Consider the following 18,681-nt stretch of genomic DNA (forward strand, 5'->3'; position numbering starts at 1 on the left):
CTCTGCCGGGTGGCATTTGCCTTGATGAAAAATCAGAGCGAATACCAGCCGAAGCCTATGTTGCAGGGTTGCCCTGCAACATAGAATCTCCCACATTGGGTTTTTGTGGTAGTTCAGGGTAAGTGGATCAAGGCTATGGCTTCTTGAACACGTAGAACAGATTCGGCTCGCTCACCAGATACAGGTTGCCATCATCGTCCATGGCGAGGCCTTCGGCCTGGGGCACGGTTTTTTGCAGGCCCTGGCGGCCCTTGCTCAACGACAGCGTGCTCAACGGCCGGCCGTCGATATCCAATTCGATAATCAACCGCGACTCCTCGGACAGCGCCAGCAAATGGCCGCTGCGTTCGTCGTATTGCAGGCTTGAGAGGTCGCGTACGAACAGCCCGGCATCGCGCTTGGGGTTGTTGATCACATGGACTGCGTAGGACTTTTCCGGATTGTGGTGAGGAAACCCATGCACTTCATAAATCAGCATCGGGTCGCGTTCCTTCGCCACGAACAGGCGTTTGCCCACCGAATCGTAGGCCAGTCCTTCGAAGCCCTTGTTGCCGCTCATGTGCACGCCCAGGGTCATCTGTTCGGCTTCGGCGGCGTCGAGGAATTGGGTGTCGTCTTCCAGGCGAATCTTGATCAGGCGCTGCTGGCGCTCATCGGTGATGACGTAGATGTCTTCGCTGATGAATTCCACCGCCTCCGGATCGCCAAAGCCGATCAGGGCGATACGCCGCAAAATCTTGCCGTCCAGCGACAACTCGACCAGCTCGGCATTTTTATTGGTGACGGTGAACAGGCTCTTGCGGATCGGATCGAACGTCAGCGCTGAAACGTCATCGTCCAGGCCGTCGATCACCTGCGCCTCGACCGTGACCCGGTATTGGTCCAGGGCGATGGCCTGTTCGCTGGTGGTTTGCCAGAGAGTGTTGAGGTTGAACCAGGCGCGTTCGAACAGGCGCAGGTGCTGGCCGGCGGCGATCAGGAAGATCAGCACCAGCGCCAGCAGTATCAGGATCAAGGGTTTTGGGCGGGCGAGTCGACGCATGTTGGGTGGCTCGAATAAGAACAGGTGCGTGGAATACCACGGCTGCCTGAACTGAAGCTTAATGGCTGTGTGCCACACCCTACAACGAAGGAAGATTTACCCTACAGAGTTAGTGCTGTCAGCGCTGTTTTTCGAAACGATAGAACAGATTCGGCTCGCTGACCATGTACAGATTGCCGGTCTCATCGACGGTGACGCCTTCGGCACGAGGGATTGTGTCTTTCAAGCCGTTGAAGCCGCCCAGCAAGGTCATGAAGCTGACCTGCTCGCCTTTTTCGTCCAGTTCCAGCAACAGATGCGAGTCGGCCGAAAGCACCAGCATGTGCCCGGTGCGCGGATCGATCGCCAGTGCCGATAGGTTGCGCAGGTCCAGTTCATTGCTGACATGGATCTGCTTGTCGCCCTTGAGCGACTGGCTGCCATCGCTTTTCCAGGTGAACAGCGCTGGCGGGCGTTCTTCTCCGAGCACCAGTTGCTGGTTGCGCGGATCCCAGACGATCGCTTCGAACCCTTTGTTCTGGTTCTTGGATGGGCCGAGATCATAGTGAGGGAAGTCGGCATTGTTCAGTTCGCGGGTATCGGCACCAACGTGGACGATGGTCAGCGTGTGATTGCGTTCGTCGGTGATGGCCAGCAGGCCGTTTTCCATATAAGCCACGCCCTCGGGGTTGCTCCAACCCACCAAGGGCATCTTGCGCAGCACGTCGCCTTGCAGGGTCAGTTCCACCAGGAACGGGTGCTTGCCCATGACGGCGAACAAGGTCTTGGTCTGCGGGTTGTAGGTCACATCGGACGCCTCGTCCTTCTCCATGCCGGGTAGTGGCTTGGCGTCGATCACGGCGTGGTAGTCCGGCAGCCAGATGCTCTCCTGGCGCTGGACTGGGCTCTGGAAGTGTTCCGATAGCCAAAGCAGGCCGCGGTCATCCCAATGCATCGCAAACGCCAGGCCATAGGCAGCGACCACCGCCAGCAGCGACCAGGCATACCAGGGCAGGGCGAAGCGGGAGCGGCGGGCAGGTTTGGTGGCAGGCAGTGCTTGGGTTTTGGCCATCGGGGAATGCGTTCCAGAAAATTCGGCTAGGGGAGTGGCTGGCTCAGATGCCGCATTCCCCGGAATTATCCGGATGGCATGTGAAAAAAACGGTAAATGATGGGGTAGAACTCAACCCATCCCCTGTGGGAGCCGAGCTTGCTCGCGATAGCGGTGTATCAGCCAACATCAATGCTGGATGTGATGGCCTCATCGCGAGCAAGCTCGCTCCCACAGGGGGGGGCGCAGGTGTAGCCGTTAACGAACGCTGCTTTCGAAGCGGCTCGCCCCCGGCAACTCCAGTACCAGTTCATCGCCTGCATTCAACGGCCCGACGCCCGCCGGGGTGCCGGTGAGGATCACGTCGCCGGCCTGCAGCGAGAAGCAGCCGGCCATGTACTGGATCATCGGCACGATGGGGTTGAGCATCAGGCTGCTGTTGCCGTCCTGGCGCACTTCACCGTTGATGGTCAGGCGAACGGGGATGTCGGTCAGGTCGGCAAAGGTGCCGCTCGACACGAACGGTGCGAGCACCGCTGCGCCGTCGAAGGACTTGGCAACCTCCCACGGCAGGCCCTTGGCCTTGAGTTCGGCCTGCTTGTCCCGCAGGGTCAGGTCCAGGGCCGGGGCGAAGCCGGAGATCGCGTCCAGTACTTCTTCAACGCTGGGCTTGGTGGACAGCGGCTTGCCGATCAGTACGGCGATTTCCGCCTCGTAGTGCACCGAGCCACGGTCGGCAGGAATGCTGAAACCGCCTTCCAGCGGCACCACGCAACTGCCCGGCTTGATGAACAGCAAGGGTTCGGTGGGCACCGGGTTATCCAGTTCCTTTGCATGTTCGGCGTAGTTACGGCCAATGCACACCACTTTCCCTACCGGGAAATGAATACGTGTACCGTCGACATACTGGTGCTGATAGCTCATTACCGACTCCTGCTTCTGGGATTCATCAGGTGTTTTTAGGCGTCAAACCGCGAAAATCTTGCCCGGGTTCATGATGCCGTTCGGGTCGAATACCGCCTTCACCGCTTTCATGTATTCGATTTCCACTGGCGAACGACTATAGGTCAGGTAGTCGCGCTTGGTCATGCCCACGCCGTGTTCGGCGGAAATCGAGCCGTTGTACTTCTCGACGGTTTCAAAGACCCATTTGTTCACGGTCGCGCACTTGGCGAAGAACTCATCCTTGCTCAGGTTTTCCGGCTTGAGAATGTTCAGGTGCAGGTTGCCGTCGCCGATGTGGCCGAACCAGACGATTTCGAAATCCGGGTAGTGTTCGCCGACGATCGCGTCGATTTCCCGCAAGAAGCCCGGAACCTTGGAGACGGTCACCGAGATGTCGTTCTTGTACGGCGTCCAGTGGGAGATGGTTTCGGAGATGTATTCGCGCAGCTTCCACAGGTTCTGCAGCTGGGTTTCGCTCTGGCTCATCACGCCGTCCAGCACCCAGCCTTGCTCCACGCAATGCTCGAAGGTTTCCAGGGCGTGGTTGGCGACTTCTTCAGTGGTGGCTTCGAATTCCAGCAGAGCGTAGAACGGGCACTCGGTTTCGAACGGTGCTGGCACGTCGCCGCGACCGAGGACCTTGGCCAGGGCCTTGTCGGAGAAAAACTCGAAGGCGGTCAGGTCCAGCTTGCCCTGGAAGGCGTGCAGCACTGGCATGATCGAATCGAAGTCCGGCGTGCCGAGCACCATGGCGGTGAGGTTTTTCGGCGCACGGTCCAGGCGCATGGTGGCTTCGACCACGAAGCCCAGGGTGCCCTCGGCGCCGATGAACAGCTGCCGCAAGTCGTAGCCGGTGGCGTTCTTGATCAGGTCCTTGTTCAGCTCCAGCAGGTCACCCTTGCCGGTGACGACCTTCATGCCCGCCACCCAGTTGCGGGTCATGCCGTAGCGAATGACCTTGATCCCGCCGGCATTGGTGCCGATGTTGCCGCCAATCTGGCTGGAACCGGCCGACGCGAAGTCTACCGGGTAGTACAGGCCATGTTCTTCGGCCTTGTTCTGCAGTTGTTCGGTGACCACGCCAGGCTGGCAGACCGCGGTGCGGTCGGTGAGGTTCACGTCGAGCACCTGGTTCATGTAGTCGAACGACACGACCACTTCGCCGTTGGCCGCCACGGCGGCGGCGGAAAGCCCGGTACGTCCGCCCGATGGCACCAGGGCGATTTTGTGCGCGTTGGCCCAGCGCACGATGGCCTGGACCTGTTCGGTAGTCTTGGGAAAGACGATGGCCGAAGGCGCAGGGGCAAAATGCTTGGTCCAATCCTTGCCGTAAGCGTTCAGGGAGTCGGCATCGGTCAAGACCTTGCCAGGCTCAACCAGGGTCTTCAGCTCATCTATCACGGCAGGATTGGTCATCGACAGAACTCTCGAACAATTCATGGTCATCCTGAGAACGCTTCACGTCGCAGGAATGAGTGTTTAGCGGGGTGCATATGCTAGCATACCGACCCCGCAGCGTAGTGCCCAACGGCTGTTCTGCGGCGACGGCTGTCACGCCGGTCGGGCCAGCATGCGCTGTCCGATTCCCTGCCATTTTTCTCCGGGACACAGGTTTACGCAGATGAGCAAGACTTCTCTCGATAAGAGCAAGATCAAGTTCCTTCTTCTCGAAGGCGTCCACCAATCGGCTGTCGACGTCCTCAAGTCGGCGGGCTATACCAGCATCGAGTACATCACCAGTTCTCTGCCGGAAGCCCAGCTCAAGGAAAAGATCGCCGATGCTCACTTCATCGGCATTCGCTCCCGTACCCAATTGACCGAAGAGATCTTCGACCACGCCAAGAAACTGGTGGCGGTCGGTTGCTTCTGCATCGGCACCAACCAGGTTGACCTCAACGCGGCGCGCGAGCGCGGTATCGCGGTGTTCAACGCGCCGTACTCCAACACCCGTTCCGTTGCCGAACTGGTGCTGGCCGAAGCGATCCTGCTGCTGCGCGGCATCCCTGAGAAGAACGCTTCCTGCCACCGTGGTGGCTGGATCAAGAGCGCGGCCAACTCCTTCGAAATCCGCGGCAAGAAGCTGGGTATCGTTGGCTACGGCTCGATCGGCACCCAGTTGTCGGTATTGGCTGAAGGCCTTGGCATGCAGGTGTTCTTCTACGACACCGTGACCAAGCTGCCCCTGGGCAACGCCACCCAGGTCAACAACCTGCACGAGTTGCTGGGCATGTCCGACATCGTGACCCTGCACGTGCCGGAAACCGCTGCCACCCAGTGGATGATCGGCGAGAAGGAAATCCGCGCCATCAAGAAGGGCGGGATCCTGATCAACGCCGCGCGTGGCACCGTGGTCAAGCTCGACGCCCTGGCCGACGCGATCAAGGACAAGCACCTGATCGGCGCCGCCATCGACGTGTTCCCGGTGGAGCCACGCTCCAACGACGACATCTTCGAAAGCCCGCTGCGTGGCCTGGACAACGTGATCCTGACTCCGCACATCGGCGGTTCAACCGCTGAAGCCCAGGCCAACATCGGTCTGGAAGTGGCGGAAAAACTGGTCAAGTACAGCGACAACGGTACTTCGGTATCGTCCGTGAACTTCCCGGAAGTGGCTTTGCCGGCACACCCTGGCAAGCACCGTTTGCTGCACATCCACGAAAACATCCCGGGTGTGATGAGCGAGATCAACAAGGTCTTCGCCGAAAACGGCATCAACATTTCCGGTCAGTTCCTGCAGACCAACGAGAAAGTCGGCTACGTCGTGATCGACGTCGACGCCGAATACTCGGACCTGGCGCAAGAGAAGCTGCAGCACATCAACGGCACCATTCGTTGCCGCGTGTTGTTCTAAGCAGGCCTGGCTTGCAATAAAAAAACGGGAGCCTCGCAAGAGGCTCCCGTTTTTTATTGCCTGACACTGGGGGCAACATGAAACCCTGTGGGAGCAAAGCTTGCTCGCGATAGCGGTCGTCCAGTTGGCATCCATGTTTGATGGAACACTGCTATCGCGAGCAAGCTTTGCTCCCACAGGTGTTTGTGTTGTATCAGCCGGTGCTGTTACTTCACATCCACCGTGATTTTCTCGGACACGATCGACGGATCGAACGGCATGTGGCCGCTGTCGCCCAGGATCAATTGCAGGGTGTGCTTGCCCGGGGCCAGTTTGATGGTGGTTTCGGTTTGTGCCTTGCCGAAGTGCATGTGATGCGCGTCGGTCGGAATCGGCGCGCCGGCGGCAGGCAGTTCATCGACATCGATGAGCAAATGGTGATGGCCAGTATTCTTGGTCACATCGCCCGCCGGAGCCAGGGCGATGTTCTTGACGCCGAACTTGACCTTGAACTCTTGGGCGACGGTGGCCCCGTCTGCCGGGGAAACGATGAACACTTCTGCACCTTTGGGCGCCGGGGTCGCGGCGGTTGCCAGCATCGAAGCGCCCAGTAACAGGCCGGCCAACGCAGCACGAGACATAAAGCTTTTCATTTTTTTCTCCAGTTTTTCCATGAAATCCGCCTGGCCATGACAACTTCATGACCAATCGTTGTCGAAGCCTGCAACAACCATAGCAAAGCGAGCCTGAAACGAGCGTCGCTTGTATAAATACAAAGGAGTGACCATGCGCTTTCTGCCTGGCCTGATTTGCCTGCTACCCCTTTTGAGTCCACTGGCTCATGCCGAACTGATCGATGACATCAATGACCGTGGCGAACTGCGCATTGCCCTCGAGGCCAACACCGCGCCCTTCAACTTCAAGGAAGACGGCAAACTCACTGGTTTCGAAGTGGAGCTGGGCGAAATGCTTGCCAGTGAACTCGATGTACGCCCCGACTTCGTGGTCACCGATGCCGGGGACCTGCTGAGCGGGGTGGAGAGCGGCAAGTACGACGTCGCCATCAACCACATAGCAATGACCCCGGAACTGGCGGAACGTTTCGACACCAGCGCCGTTTACAGCCAACCGGATGCACAACTGCTGGCGAGCAAGGATGAGACGCCACGCCCGTTGGTCATGGCGCAGTCATTCCAGCCAGAAAAAAAGATCGAGCCGGCGCCGAGCCTGGTGATTCCGTTCCAGAAGGGCAACCCGGCGTTCAAGGCCAGCCTGGACAACGCCCTGACGCGTATCAAGGATGACGGGCGGTTGGAGAAGTTGTCGCAGAAGTGGTTGGGTCGGTAGGAGCTGACGAGTGCAACGAGGCTGCGATCTTTCCAAGGACGCTTGAATCTCAAGCGAAAGATCGAAAGATCAAAAGATCGCAGGCTTCGCCAGCTCCTACGGGGATTGGTCTTCAAACCTTACGCCAGACACTCGCCAACCAAGGCTGTTGCTCCCGCGGCAGCCCAGCCGGTCGGTAGTAATGCTCCAGTTCCACGAAGCCTGCGTCGCCAAGCAGCGTGCGCCAGGCCGCGAGGTCGTGGTAGGCGCCGAAACGCTGGCCGTTCCAGCCCTCCTGGTTTTCGCCTCGCGGGTTTGAGCTGAACAACACGCCGCCGGGCTTGAGCGTGGCGTGCAGTTGCTTGAGCACCCGAGGCAGTTCCTGGACGGGCACATGAAACAGCACCGCGTTGGCGAAAATCCCGTCAAAACGCTCGGCCGGCAGGTCGAGTTCCAGGAAGTCCTGCTGCCACACCTCGCAGCCGCTGTCCTGGCGCGCCATCCGGGCAAACTCTTCTGAACCGTCGAGGCCGACCGCCACATGGCCCAGGCCGGTAAACGTGCGCAAGTCGCGCCCCGGGCCGCAGCCGAAATCCAGGATGTGCAACGGTGCCTGGCCCTGGATATGGCGCAGCAAGGCGTCGATGTTCTGGCTCACATCGTGATCGCGGGTGCCTTCGCGAAAGCTTTCTGCCACGGCGTTGTAATGGCCCAGGGTCGTGGCGGTGATGGCGTGCAGGTCTTCGGTGGTGTGCTTCATGATTGGGGGCTTGAGTGGGGAGCGTCAGGTGACTATACCGCAAGATCATTGGTCTACCTGTGGGAGCAAGCTTTGCTCCCACAGGTCACTGCTCCCCCGGGTCAGCGCTTGTTCAAGCCGCGCGCCAAGCGGTCGCCGCCCAACTGGATCACCGCCACCAACGCCACCAGCAACACGATCACCGTGAGCATGATCTGGCTGTCGAAACGCTGGTAGCCGTACCGATAGGCGATGTCGCCCAGGCCGCCAGCACCGATCGCTCCGGCCATGGCCGAAGAGTTGATCATGGTCACCAAGGTGATGGTAAAACCGCCGACGATGCCCGGCAGCGCTTCGGGCAGCAACACATGCCAGACAATGTGCCAGCGCCGGCAACCCATGGCCTGGGCCGCTTCGATCAGGCCATGGTCGACCTCCCGCAGGCTGACTTCGGCGATGCGGGCAAAGAACGGTGTGGCGGCGATGGTCAGCGGTACCACTGCGGCCCAGACGCCATAGGTGGTGCCGACGATCAGCCGGGTGAACGGGATCAATGCCACCATCAGAATCAGGAACGGTATCGAGCGGAACAGGTTCACGAACGCGCCCAGGGCTCGGTTCAAGACCGGCGCTTCATAGATCCCGCCCTTGTCGCTGGTCACCAGGATCACCGCCAGCGGGATGCCCGCCAACAACGCAATCAGCGACGACACGCCGACCATCAGGAACGTGTCGATGAAACCCTGCAACAACCGATCAAACCACATGACCCAGCACCTCTACCCGTTGCGCCCAATTGCCCGCCCGTTGCCGCAGTTCCTCGGCGCCCCACGACGAACCGCTCACCGCCAGCAGCAATTGCCCCAGCCCGTGGCCCTGAATTCGCTCGATGCCGCCGTGCAGCAGCCGCACCTGTCCACCGAGGGCGCTGAACAAGGCGGCGAGATCTGGCTCTTCACGATCGATGCCGGTGAATTGCAGCCGCAGCACGGTCGCCGCATTCGCCGACGCCGGCTGCACCTGCAAGCGGTTTTGCAGTTCTTCCGGGATGGCGTGTTGCAACGGCGCCAGCAGCGTCCGACTGACCTCGTGTTGCGGATTGCCAAAGACTTCCCAGACCGGCCCCTGTTCGACGATCCGCCCCTGTTCGAGCACCACCACCCGGTCGCAGACTTCGCGAATCACCGCCATTTCATGGGTGATCAACACGATGGTCAGGCCCAGCCGGTGGTTGATTTCGCGCAGCAGGCCGAGGATCGATTGAGTGGTCTCCGGGTCCAGGGCCGAGGTGGCTTCATCGCACAACAAAATCTGCGGGTCATGCACCAGCGCCCGGGCAATCCCCACCCGCTGTTTCTGCCCGCCCGAAAGTTGCGCCGGATAGGCCTTGTGCTTGCCTTGCAGGCCGACCAGTTCCAGCAGCTCGCGGACTTTGCGCTGGCGTTGCTCCTTGGGCACGCCGGCGACTTTCAGCGGCAGCTCGACGTTCTGCCACACGGTCTTGGCCGACATCAGGTTGAAGTGCTGGAAGATCATGCCGATGCGCCGGCGCAGTTCCACCAGGCGGTCTTCATCGAACTCGCCGATGTCTATCTGATCGATCAACACCCGGCCACTGGTGGGTTGTTCGAGGCGGTTGATGGTGCGGATCAGCGACGACTTGCCGGCGCCGCTGCGGCCGATGATGCCGAACACCTCGCCGCGCTGGATCGCCAGGTCGATGCCTTGCAGCGCGGCGACCGGACCCTGGGCGCCGTTGTAGGTCTTGCCCAGGCCGATGAAGCGCACATGGGCACGGTTGAGCTCCGGATGCAGTTCGGTGTGTTCGGCGCTCTGGGGCGTGGGGGCTTCGTGTCGGAATCGAGCGTTGACGGCGTTCATGTCAGCCTTCCCAACCGGCTTGGTAGAGCTTGCCGTGGGCCTTGTCCAGGGCGGCGCGCACGGCTGGCGAGTGTTGGTAGATGTCGACGAACTTGATCAGCCGCGGGTCGTTCTTGCTCTTGGGCTGGATCACGAACTGAATCACGTATTCCTTGTGATCGAGGCCGTCGAACAGCAAGGCGGAGCTGGCATCGAAGGTCTTGGCCAGGCGGATGTAGGCGGGATAACCCTGCACCAGGTCGGCGTCTTCATAAGCGCGCACCAACTGCACGGCTTCGACTTGCAGGATCTTGAGCTGCTTCGGGTTGGCGACGATGTCGTCTTCGGTGGCCTTGTAGCCGACGCCCGGCTTGAGGCTGATCAGCCCGGCCTTGGCCAACAGTTGCAGGCCGCGACCGCTGTTGATCGGGTCGTTGGCAATGGCGACGCTGGCGCCTTCTGGCAGTTCGTCGAAGCTTTTGTATTTTTTCGAATAGAGGCCGACGTTGTTGATGATCCCCGGCGCAAAGGGCACCAGGTCGAACCCGGCGGCGGCCTTGGCATTTTCCAGGAATGGAATGTGCTGGAAGTAATTCACGTCGATATCGCCGGAGGCCAGGCTGACGTTGGGCGCGATCCAGTCGCTGAACTCCACCAGCTCGACCTTCAAGCCTTGCTTGCCGGCTTCTTCGACGGCCGCCTCCAGGGGAATGGCGAACGCGGCGGTGGTGCCGATTTTCAACGGCGCATCGGCGGCAAACAGCGCCGAGCTGAACAGGCCGAGGGCCAGGGCCAGGGTTTTGACTGGCAGGGTCAGGAAGTGCTTGGTCATGTCGGGTATTCCAGTCATTGATTAATTGAGCCATGTGCCTTTGTGGCAAGGGAGCATGTCCCCTCCGCGCCTGTAGGAGCTGTGTAGGAGCTGTGTAGGAGCTATGTAGGAGCTGTCGAGTGCAACGAGGCTGCGATCTTCCCAAGAACACTTGAATCTCAAGCGAAAGATCAAAAGATCAAAAGATCAAAAGATCGCAGGCTTCGCCAGCTCCTACAGAACCAAGCACGAGCAAGCCCCCTCGCTACAGGGTCAGTGCCGGTAAGTCGAACCGATGTGTTGCTTGGGTAGATGGGCCTCTGCGTGAAACAGCTTTTCACGCAGGGTGCCGTTGTCGTATTCGGTCTTGTACGAGCCGCGTCTCTGCAACTCGGGGATCACCAGGTCGATGAAGTCCACGTAGCTTTGCGGCGTGACGATGCGGGTCAGGTTGAAGCCATCAAGGCCGGTTTCGCCGATCCAGGACTCCAGCTCGTCGGCCACCTGTTCGGGCGAGCCAACCACCGTGATGTAGCGACCGCCCAGGGCGTGTTGCTCAAGCAATTTGCGCCGGGTCCAGTCGTTGTTCTGCAAGGTCTTGGTGGCGGACTGGATGGCGTTGCTCTTCACGTACTGGATCGGCTCATCCAGTTCGTACTGGGAAAAATCGATCCCCGTCGACGCGGAAAAATGCGCCACCCCGGCCTCGGCGCTGGCGTAGCTCAGGTACTCGGCATGCTTGGCCCAGGCGGCCGCTTCGGTCTCGCCGACAATCACGTTCAGGCCCATGAACACCTTGATGTCCCCAGGGTTGCGCCCGGCCTCTACGGCGCTGGCGCGGACCTTGTCCAGCTGGGCCTTGGTCGCTGGTTTGTTCTGGCCGCTGATGAATACGCACTCGGCATGCCGCCCGGCGAACAACAGGCCGCGCTCGGAACTGCCGGCCTGGAACAGCACCGGCGTGCGCTGGGGCGAGGGTTCGCACAGGTGATAGCCCTCGACCTGGTAGAACTCGCCCTGGTGCCGGACCTTGTGCACTTTCTCCGGTCGGGCATAGATCCGCTGCTCGCGGTCGTTGAGCACCGCGTCGTTTTCCCAACTGCCCTCCCACAGTTTGTAGAGCACTTGCAGGTATTCGTCGGCCTGGTCGTAGCGGCGGTCATGCTCGACTTGCGCGGTCAGGCCCATGGCCTTGGCGGCGCTGTCCAGGTAGCCGGTGACGATGTTCCAGCCGACCCGACCACGGCTCAGGTGGTCGAGGGTGCTCATGCGTCGGGCGAACAGGTAGGGCGGTTCGTAGGTCAGGTTGGCGGTGAGGCCGAAGCCGAGGTTTTTCGTCACGGCGGCCATCGCGGACACCAGCAGCAACGGGTCGTTGACTGGTAGCTGGATCGACTCCTTGAGCGTGACATCCACCGACTGTTGGTACACGTCATAGACCCCGACGATGTCGGCGATGAACAGCCCGTCGAACAATCCGCGCTCGAGCAATTGCGCGAGGGCGGTCCAGTATTCGATCGTGTTGAACTGGGTCGAGGTGTCCTGGGGGTGGGTCCACAGGCCGTGATTGATGTGCCCGATGCAGTTCATGTTGAACGCGTTGAGCAGGATCTTTTTCTTGCCGGCCGCCATCAGATAGTCCCCCGCAGCGGCGGTTTTTCATCGTTGAGGTAGAAGTTGCCCACCGCGTGGTATTTCCAGCGCATCGGGTCATGCAGGGTGTGCACCCGGGCGTTGCGCCAATGGCGGTCAAGGCCATGTTCGGCCAGGGTCGCCTGGCTGCCGGCCAATTCGAACAGCGTGCTGCTGGCGGCCAGGGAAATTTCGGTGCTGATGGCACGGGCTTCGGCCACGGCCACCGAGGCAGCGGCGACTGTGTCGGCCCGGGTGTCGGCCTGGGCTCGGTCGAGAAACTCACCGGCGCGCTCCAGCAGGGCTTCGGCGGCGTGCAGGCGGATGCTCAGTTGGCCGAAACTCTTGAGGGTGTGCGGGTCTTCGGTGGCGACGTCGCTGGTGGCGTCGATCCAGGGGCGGGTTTTATTGCGGACAAAATGCAGGGCGTCTTCATAGGCGGCGCGAGCGATGCCGGTGTCGATGGCGGCGTGGAGAATCTGCGCCAGCGGCCCTACCGGTGTGGGGCGTTCGAAGGCGCTCTGGAAGGGCACGATGTCGGCGGCGGCGACATACACGTCTTCGAACACCACCGAACCACTGCCCGTGGTGCGTTGGCCAAAACCGCTCCAATCGTCGATCACCGTCAGGCCCTGGCTGTTGCGAGGAACGAACGCCAGTTGTTGCACGCCATTTTCATCCACCACCGATGTGGGGATGCGCTGGGCGTAGATCGCACCCGTGGCGTAGAACTTGCGACCGTTGATGCGATAGCCCTCGCCGTCGCGGCGCAGTTGGGTGATGCGGTCATGGGCAGTCTTGGTGCCAAGTTCGGCCAGGGCGTTACCAAAGCGCTGGCCGGCGAGCACTTCGGCATACAGGCGTTGTTTTTGCGCTTCGCTGCCGTTTACCCGCAGTACTTCCAGGGCGTAGAAATGATTTTGTGGGATCTGCCCCAGCGAGCCGTCGGCCTGAGAAATCAGTGCGATGACCTTGGCCAGGGTGACGTTGGAAACACCGGCACCGCCATAGACCTTGGGCACGCTGATGCCCCACAGGCCCGAGCGGGAGAAGGCCTCCAGTTCCGGGTATGGCAGACGGCGCTCGCTGTCGCGCAGGGCGCTGTCGCGCTTGAAGTCATCGGCCAGGTCGCTGGCCACGATCAGGGCTTGTTCATCGCTGGTGATCACCGCGACGTGTTGAGAAAACGTCATGTACTGCTCCAGAGCTCGGGTCGTCAGATCCAGGAATGCCGGGCCGGCAAGGTGTCGTTCAGGTGGTAGGCGCCTACCGCGTGATACTTCCAGCGCACCGGGTCGTGCAGGGTGTGGACCCGTGCGTTGCGCCAATGGCGATCGAGGTTGAATTCGGCGAGGGTGGCGCGGCTGCCGGCCAGCTCGAAGAGTTTTTCGCTGGCTTGCAGGGCGATCTCGGTGGTGAGCACTTTGGCCTCGGCCACGGCAATCGAGGCGCGGGCGGCCGATTGCGCCGTGATGGGGGCGGCACTGACCTGATCCAACACCTGTCCGGCCTTGCGCAGCAACGCTTCGGCGGCGTGCAGTTCGATTTTCAGTTTGCCGATGTCGGCGATCACGTAGAGGTCGTCACTGGCTCGGTCGACCTTGGCATCGATCCAGGGCCGGGCCCGTTCGCGAACGAAGGCGATGGCGTCGTCGATGGCACCACGGGCTATGCCTGCATCGATGGCGGCCTGGATCAGTTGGGAAATCGCGCCTTGCACGCCGGGTGTTTCGTTGATGCGCCAGTTATCCAGAACCAAGTCGGCATCCACCCGCACATTGTTCAGCAGCACGGTGCCGCTGGCGGTGGTGCGCTGGCCGAAGCCCGACCAGTCGTCGACGATCCGCAAGCCCGGGGTGCCGCGCCGCACGAACGCCAGCACCTGGCGGCCCTCGTCATTCAGCGCCTTGACCGCGACCCAGTGGGCAAACAGCGCGCCGGTGGAATAGAACTTCTGGCCATTGATGACAAACCCGTCACCGTCGGCGGTGATCCGAGCCTTCAGCTCAAGGGTATTGCGAGTGCCGCGTTCCGGCCCGGCGTTGCCGATGCGCCAGCCTTCGAGCACGCTCTGCAAGAGGATTTTTTTCTGCCGTTCGGTGCCGGTGCCGAGAATCAGCTGGAGTACGCCGAACTGGTTTTGCGGGATCTGCCCGAGGGCCGGGTCAGCGGCGGAAATGATCGCGAACACGTCGGCCAGGGTGACGAACGAAACCTGTGGACCGCCGTATGCCCGGGGAATGGCGATGCTGCCCAGTCCGCTGCGGGTGAATTGCTCGATTTCTGCCCAAGGCAGCTTGCGTTGCTGGTCACGCCGCGCGGCCTGCTGACGGGCGACCTGCGCCAGTTCATGGGCCGCTTTGATGGCCTCGGCATCGTTGCGCAACACCTTTGCGGGCAACAACAGCGGTGCGATATCCAGGTCGCTCTGGACTTTTGCTTGCGCCAGATCCGACATTACAGCCACTCCGTGGCTGCAGGCAGTGCCTGGGCATATTGCACTGGGGTGATTGTGTTTCGTTCCATACCCACCTCACATCTCAAGAAACGCCGCGATGAATGCGGCGAGCGAAAATCAAGAATGTCCGGTGGTCCGGTGCATATACCCTAAGCGTGTATAGATTATTTTTGAACTAACTTTTAGGAATATAAATAGAGGGCTTTTGCCGAGCGATGTTGTGGCGAGGGGATTTAGCGAAACGTCGCACCGCCCCTCGCCACAAAAGCTCCCCCATAGGGTTCACTTTCGGCGACTCGGTTCGGCCGCCATGAGACTCTCTGTCAATGGTTTTTTCAGGTACGGATTGGCGCAACCGATCTTCAATGTCCGTGGCGGTGCCCAGTGGGAGTTGTTGCCCACGCGGTCGAGGATGCAGTAGGTCACTTCCAGGCGCAGGTCTTCTCCTGCCTCCAGGATGATCTGCGGCGGGACCCAGATATTGATTGGCTGGCCGACTTCGCTGGCGGTGATCGCTGGCAAGTCCATGCGTACATCACCCCAGCGCAGGGTCACGGCATCGCCGGCGGCCATGTTCAGGTAGGGTTCGATGGTCAGCGGTACGCCGCGCTTGATCTGGTTGGGGTTCACGCCCTGGCGTCGGATAGTGCCGGGAATGCGCACTGGTGCCAGGCCCTGGTTTTCATCGCCGCTCAGGGCCGACGGCTGCCCGCCGGGGCAATCGAGCTTCGCGTGTACCCGTTGCTTGGCGGATAGCGCCGGCCCACGCCCGACCTGCATCACCCGATAGTGGATGCGCGAAGTCCCATCGACGATGAAACTCTCCGGGACTCGCAGGGTGACGCTGTCTTGTACATCGGCCTGCGACAGCAAGCGCGAGCCGACGTAGCAGTTGTCCCAGAACAGTTCGATCAGGTCACCTGCATCCATACCAGGGTAGGGCGCAATGGCAACCTTCAGGTGAGCGGCGTTGGCGATATTGATGCCGGTAGGGTGGGCGTTGGCCAGGGAGGGGGCGGCCAGTTCAGGACTCTTCGACTTACATGTCATGGTGTTCTCCTTGATGCTTGAAAACTAAGTCCGTTTCGGGAAGATCAACGGCGATGACTAATCGCGACCTATCTTATGTGTGCAGCCATATAGGCTAGGCTGCGCCTAGTCACTGTGCAGAAAATAAATAATGTGCATCGCCTGTTGGTCACTAGTGTCCTGTTTCGCAAATACGTTTCTTTTTTGGCGAGTGGCTGTTGTCGTCAGGCAAGGCGCCGCGACGAGTCATAGCCCGCTATGGCGAGGAGCGGCAACGCAGCATGACGACAACAGACGCCGTCAAAAAGGAACAGTATTTGTGATACAGGACACTAGATAAGGGCTCAATAGTTTCAGTGTCAATAGAGGCACTTGCTTAATAGTTCATTGTGAAAGGCTTCAGAAATATCCTACGCATTCATGTTAATAATGCGCGGCTTCACAAGCCCTTTTCCCAGGCCCGCAGGTTTCTGAAAAATGCTCGAAAGAGCGTCTTGAGACTAAGCAGGAAAGCGCTGGGCTGAAGGGGAGTGTTACGAGAGGTCTGTCCTTGCCGTACATAAAACGGTCGAGGATGTTGAGTGGGGCGCAAGTTGCAAGTTGTTTCGTTACAGCCAAGTTTATGGCGGCAGTGTCTTGAGTGTGTTGCAACGGCCTCACTTCCATCCCTGGAAGTGATGACGCTGTCCATAACTTACTGGGCGCCGTGTCCGGCGGAGAGGAACTTGCTGAGGAACTGTCGCGTGCGTTCTTCCTTGGGTGCTGCAAACAAGGCCTTGGCTTCGCCTTGTTCGACGATCACGCCTTTGTCGAAAAACACCACGCGGTTGGCCACGTCCCGGGCGAAGCCCATTTCGTGGGTCACGATGACCATGGTGCGTTTTTCTTCGGCCAAGCCGCGAATGGTTGCCAGCACCTCGCCCACCAGTTCCGGATCCAGGGCCGAGGTCGGCTCGTCGAACAGAATCACCGCCGGCTCCATCGCCAACGCCCGGGCAATCGCCACGCGCTGTTGCTGGCCGCCGGAAAGGCGCCGAGGGTAGGCGTCTTCCTTGCCGGCCAAGCCGACCTTGGCCAAGAGCTTGCGCCCCAGGGCTTCGGCTTCTGCGCGCGGAATCTTTTTCACCACCAGCGGGCCTTCGATCACGTTCTCCAGCGCGGTGCGATGGGGAAACAGATTGAAGTTCTGGAACACAAAGCCCACCTGCTGGCGCAAACGGCGCACCAGGTTCTGCTGTTGGTTCAGCGGGCGACTGCCATCGATCTCGATGTCGCCGACCTTGATCCGACCGCTGTTGGGCTCTTCGAGGAAGTTCAAGCAGCGCAGGAAGGTGGTCTTGCCCGAGCCGCTGGGGCCGATGATCGCAACCACTTCGCCTTCTTCGATCTTCAAGTCGATGCCGTTGAGCACCACCTGACCCTTGAACTGCTTTGTCAGTTTTTCCACGACAATCATGGGTCAGGACTCCTGGTCATGCCGATTGACCCGGGCTTCCAGGACGTTCTGCAGGTGCGAGAGCACGCTAGCCAGAACCCAATAGATCAGCGCGGCGGCAAGGTACATGGTGAAAATTTCGAAGGTTCGCGCGGTGATCAATTGCGCCTGGCGGAACAGCTCCGGTACCTGGATGGTCGCCGCCAGCGCGGTGTCCTTGACCAGGGAAATGAAGCTGTTGCCCAACGGTGGCAGGGCCGTGCGTGCGGCTTGCGGCAGGATGGCCCGGCGCAGGGTCTGGGCGCGGGTCATGCCGATGCTTGCCGCCGCTTCCCACTGGCCACGCTCGATGGAGCTGATGGCGGCCCGCAGGATTTCACACGCGTAGGCGGCCATGTTCAGCGAGAAACCGATCAGGGCCGCCGGTAGCGGATCCAGCTCGATGCCCAGTTGTGGCAACCCGTAATAGATCACGAACAGCTGCACCAGCAACGGCGTGCCGCGAAAGAACGACACGTAGATGCGGGCGATCCAGTTCACCAGTTTGAAGCGCGACAGACGCATCAGCGCCAGGCCGAACCCCAGCAGCAAGCCGAAAAACATGCCGCCCAGGCTGAGGATGACCGTGTAATACGCGCCCTTGAGCAGGAAGGGTGCGGAGTCCAGTGCGAGTTGAAGAGCTGCTTCCATTATTGGGTAACGTCAGCGCTGAAGTATTTTTCCGAAAGCTTTTTCAGCGTACCGTCGGCGCGCAGTTTTTCGATGGCCTTGTTTACGGCTGCCAGCAGCTCAGGCTCGCCTTTGCGCAGGGCAATACCGGACTCCTGGCGCGAAAAGGCTTCGCTGGTGACGGTGGTGTCCTTGGCTTTCTTGGCGTATTCCAGTGCGGCCAGGCGGTCGATCAGGATGGTGTCGATACGACCGACGCGCAGGTCCTGGAACTTGGTTGGGTCGTCATCGTAGGTTTTGACTTGGGCACCCGGTACTTCTGCCTTGACCCACTGTTCGTAGTTGGTGCCCAGGCCCACGCCGACTTTTTTACCGTCCAGGTCAGCGGCCTTCTTGATGTTCAGCTCGTCGGCTTTCTTGGTCAGTACCAGCGCTTGAATCCCGGAAATGGTGTACGGCTCGGAGAAATCGTACTTTTTCTTACGCTCCTCGGAGATGGTCACCTGGTTGACCACTGCGTCCAGACGCTTGGATTCCAAAGCCGCGAGGATGCCGGCCCATGGGGTCGTCTGCAGCTTGACCTTCACACCCAGCTCCCTGGCCAGGGCTTCGGAGAACTCCACTTCGAAGCCGGTCAGTTTGCCGCTCTCATCAACGAAACTGAACGGTGGATAAGTGCCTTCCAAGCCGATCTTGATTTCGCCGGCGTCCTTGATTTTCTGCAGTTGCTCACCGGCAACCGCTTGCCCCAACAAGCCGGCGCTCAATGCCAGGCCCAGCGAACCTACCAACAGGTTGCGACGTAATGCGGAAAAATTCATGACAAGCCCCTGTGTTTTCTTATGAAGAGGTTATTTTGGCTGAGATAAGGCGTA

At 60.3% G+C, this 18,681-nt stretch carries 18 protein-coding genes; 2 read left to right on the top strand and 16 right to left on the bottom strand.

Annotation, left to right across the window (positions count from 1 at the left end):
* Nucleotides 1–133 precede the first annotated feature (133 nt).
* The 4 genes from ASC85_RS21240 to ASC85_RS21255 all read right to left on the bottom strand — a co-directional run bounded on the left by ASC85_RS21240 (nucleotide 134) and on the right by ASC85_RS21255 (nucleotide 4,433).
* A complete protein-coding gene (locus tag ASC85_RS21240) occupies nucleotides 134–1,042 on the bottom strand; it encodes an SdiA-regulated domain-containing protein (RefSeq protein ID WP_057451183.1) in 909 nt (302 codons plus the stop codon).
* 118 nt (nucleotides 1,043–1,160) lie between these two features.
* Nucleotides 1,161–2,093 (bottom strand): SdiA-regulated domain-containing protein, encoded by a 933-nt coding sequence (locus tag ASC85_RS21245; protein ID WP_057451184.1) that lies wholly within the window; start codon nucleotides 2,091–2,093, stop codon nucleotides 1,161–1,163.
* A 237-nt stretch (nucleotides 2,094–2,330) separates the two neighbouring features.
* On the bottom strand, nucleotides 2,331–2,996 hold the full coding sequence (locus ASC85_RS21250) for a fumarylacetoacetate hydrolase family protein (protein WP_003196639.1): 666 nt from the start codon (nucleotides 2,994–2,996) through the stop codon (nucleotides 2,331–2,333).
* 42 nt (nucleotides 2,997–3,038) lie between these two features.
* Entirely contained in the window at nucleotides 3,039–4,433 is a 1,395-nt protein-coding gene (locus tag ASC85_RS21255; protein ID WP_041475654.1) for an FAD-binding oxidoreductase, read from the bottom strand.
* 205 nt (nucleotides 4,434–4,638) lie between these two features.
* Between ASC85_RS21255 and serA the strand changes: the two genes are divergently transcribed.
* A complete protein-coding gene (gene serA, locus ASC85_RS21260) occupies nucleotides 4,639–5,868 on the top strand; it encodes a phosphoglycerate dehydrogenase (RefSeq protein ID WP_003186856.1) in 1,230 nt (409 codons plus the stop codon).
* A 206-nt stretch (nucleotides 5,869–6,074) separates the two neighbouring features.
* Here the strand turns inward: serA and ASC85_RS21265 are convergent, their stop codons facing one another.
* Complete coding sequence (locus ASC85_RS21265; protein ID WP_057451206.1) at nucleotides 6,075–6,500, bottom strand: DUF4399 domain-containing protein; 426 nt, start codon at nucleotides 6,498–6,500, stop codon at nucleotides 6,075–6,077.
* 133 nt (nucleotides 6,501–6,633) lie between these two features.
* On the opposite strand from ASC85_RS21265, the gene ASC85_RS21270 reads away from it, so the two are divergent.
* On the top strand, nucleotides 6,634–7,194 hold the full coding sequence (locus tag ASC85_RS21270) for a transporter substrate-binding domain-containing protein (protein WP_057451185.1): 561 nt from the start codon (nucleotides 6,634–6,636) through the stop codon (nucleotides 7,192–7,194).
* Nucleotides 7,195–7,306: 112 nt separating this feature from the next.
* On the opposite strand, the gene ASC85_RS21275 is transcribed toward ASC85_RS21270, so the two are convergent.
* From ASC85_RS21275 to tcyJ, 11 genes are all read right to left on the bottom strand, one after another.
* Nucleotides 7,307–7,933, bottom strand: coding sequence for a class I SAM-dependent methyltransferase (locus ASC85_RS21275; protein WP_057451186.1), 627 nt, complete (start codon nucleotides 7,931–7,933; stop codon nucleotides 7,307–7,309).
* Between the two features lie 101 nt (nucleotides 7,934–8,034).
* On the bottom strand, nucleotides 8,035–8,679 hold the full coding sequence (locus ASC85_RS21280; protein ID WP_057451187.1) for a methionine ABC transporter permease: 645 nt from the start codon (nucleotides 8,677–8,679) through the stop codon (nucleotides 8,035–8,037).
* Nucleotides 8,669–9,793, bottom strand: a complete 1,125-nt coding sequence (locus ASC85_RS21285; protein ID WP_057451188.1) for a methionine ABC transporter ATP-binding protein — start codon at nucleotides 9,791–9,793, stop codon at nucleotides 8,669–8,671. The genes ASC85_RS21280 and ASC85_RS21285 overlap by 11 nt, the downstream gene beginning before the upstream one ends.
* A gap of 1 nt (nucleotide 9,794) precedes the next feature.
* Complete coding sequence (locus ASC85_RS21290; RefSeq protein WP_057451189.1) at nucleotides 9,795–10,604, bottom strand: MetQ/NlpA family ABC transporter substrate-binding protein; 810 nt, start codon at nucleotides 10,602–10,604, stop codon at nucleotides 9,795–9,797.
* 252 nt (nucleotides 10,605–10,856) lie between these two features.
* Complete coding sequence (locus tag ASC85_RS21295; RefSeq protein WP_057451190.1) at nucleotides 10,857–12,215, bottom strand: LLM class flavin-dependent oxidoreductase; 1,359 nt, start codon at nucleotides 12,213–12,215, stop codon at nucleotides 10,857–10,859.
* Nucleotides 12,215–13,408, bottom strand: a complete 1,194-nt coding sequence (locus ASC85_RS21300; RefSeq protein WP_057451191.1) for an SfnB family sulfur acquisition oxidoreductase — start codon at nucleotides 13,406–13,408, stop codon at nucleotides 12,215–12,217. The genes ASC85_RS21295 and ASC85_RS21300 overlap by 1 nt, the downstream gene beginning before the upstream one ends.
* Nucleotides 13,409–13,431: 23 nt before the next feature.
* Nucleotides 13,432–14,673, bottom strand: a complete 1,242-nt coding sequence (locus ASC85_RS21305) for an SfnB family sulfur acquisition oxidoreductase (protein ID WP_057451192.1) — start codon at nucleotides 14,671–14,673, stop codon at nucleotides 13,432–13,434.
* Between the two features lie 282 nt (nucleotides 14,674–14,955).
* Nucleotides 14,956–15,723, bottom strand: a complete 768-nt coding sequence (locus tag ASC85_RS21310; RefSeq protein ID WP_057451193.1) for a hypothetical protein — start codon at nucleotides 15,721–15,723, stop codon at nucleotides 14,956–14,958.
* Between the two features lie 673 nt (nucleotides 15,724–16,396).
* On the bottom strand, nucleotides 16,397–17,158 hold the full coding sequence (gene tcyN / locus ASC85_RS21315) for an L-cystine ABC transporter ATP-binding protein TcyN (protein WP_057451194.1): 762 nt from the start codon (nucleotides 17,156–17,158) through the stop codon (nucleotides 16,397–16,399).
* Nucleotides 17,159–17,161: 3 nt separating this feature from the next.
* On the bottom strand, nucleotides 17,162–17,827 hold the full coding sequence (tcyL, locus tag ASC85_RS21320) for a cystine ABC transporter permease (protein WP_014336021.1): 666 nt from the start codon (nucleotides 17,825–17,827) through the stop codon (nucleotides 17,162–17,164).
* Nucleotides 17,827–18,627 (bottom strand): cystine ABC transporter substrate-binding protein, encoded by an 801-nt coding sequence (tcyJ, locus tag ASC85_RS21325; protein WP_057451195.1) that lies wholly within the window; start codon nucleotides 18,625–18,627, stop codon nucleotides 17,827–17,829. Before tcyJ ends, tcyL begins: the two co-directional genes overlap by 1 nt.
* Nucleotides 18,628–18,681 lie beyond the last annotated feature (54 nt).

Origin of the sequence: Pseudomonas sp. Root401 (genome assembly GCF_001425105.1) — a bacterium.
GTDB lineage: Bacteria > Pseudomonadota > Gammaproteobacteria > Pseudomonadales > Pseudomonadaceae > Aquipseudomonas > Aquipseudomonas brassicacearum.

Coding starts and splice junctions, on each gene's coding strand:
- ASC85_RS21240 (WP_057451183.1), bottom strand. CDS start 1,042: ATGCGTCGACTCGCCCGCCCAAAACCCTTGATCCTGATACTGCTGGCG.
- ASC85_RS21245 (WP_057451184.1), bottom strand. CDS start 2,093: ATGGCCAAAACCCAAGCACTGCCTGCCACCAAACCTGCCCGCCGCTCC.
- ASC85_RS21250 (WP_003196639.1), bottom strand. CDS start 2,996: ATGAGCTATCAGCACCAGTATGTCGACGGTACACGTATTCATTTCCCG.
- ASC85_RS21255 (WP_041475654.1), bottom strand. CDS start 4,433: ATGACCAATCCTGCCGTGATAGATGAGCTGAAGACCCTGGTTGAGCCT.
- serA (WP_003186856.1), top strand. CDS start 4,639: ATGAGCAAGACTTCTCTCGATAAGAGCAAGATCAAGTTCCTTCTTCTC.
- ASC85_RS21265 (WP_057451206.1), bottom strand. CDS start 6,500: ATGAAAAGCTTTATGTCTCGTGCTGCGTTGGCCGGCCTGTTACTGGGC.
- ASC85_RS21270 (WP_057451185.1), top strand. CDS start 6,634: ATGCGCTTTCTGCCTGGCCTGATTTGCCTGCTACCCCTTTTGAGTCCA.
- ASC85_RS21275 (WP_057451186.1), bottom strand. CDS start 7,933: ATGAAGCACACCACCGAAGACCTGCACGCCATCACCGCCACGACCCTG.
- ASC85_RS21280 (WP_057451187.1), bottom strand. CDS start 8,679: ATGTGGTTTGATCGGTTGTTGCAGGGTTTCATCGACACGTTCCTGATG.
- ASC85_RS21285 (WP_057451188.1), bottom strand. CDS start 9,793: ATGAACGCCGTCAACGCTCGATTCCGACACGAAGCCCCCACGCCCCAG.
- ASC85_RS21290 (WP_057451189.1), bottom strand. CDS start 10,604: ATGACCAAGCACTTCCTGACCCTGCCAGTCAAAACCCTGGCCCTGGCC.
- ASC85_RS21295 (WP_057451190.1), bottom strand. CDS start 12,215: ATGGCGGCCGGCAAGAAAAAGATCCTGCTCAACGCGTTCAACATGAAC.
- ASC85_RS21300 (WP_057451191.1), bottom strand. CDS start 13,408: ATGACGTTTTCTCAACACGTCGCGGTGATCACCAGCGATGAACAAGCC.
- ASC85_RS21305 (WP_057451192.1), bottom strand. CDS start 14,673: ATGTCGGATCTGGCGCAAGCAAAAGTCCAGAGCGACCTGGATATCGCA.
- ASC85_RS21310 (WP_057451193.1), bottom strand. CDS start 15,723: ATGACATGTAAGTCGAAGAGTCCTGAACTGGCCGCCCCCTCCCTGGCC.
- tcyN (WP_057451194.1), bottom strand. CDS start 17,158: ATGATTGTCGTGGAAAAACTGACAAAGCAGTTCAAGGGTCAGGTGGTG.
- tcyL (WP_014336021.1), bottom strand. CDS start 17,827: ATGGAAGCAGCTCTTCAACTCGCACTGGACTCCGCACCCTTCCTGCTC.
- tcyJ (WP_057451195.1), bottom strand. CDS start 18,627: ATGAATTTTTCCGCATTACGTCGCAACCTGTTGGTAGGTTCGCTGGGC.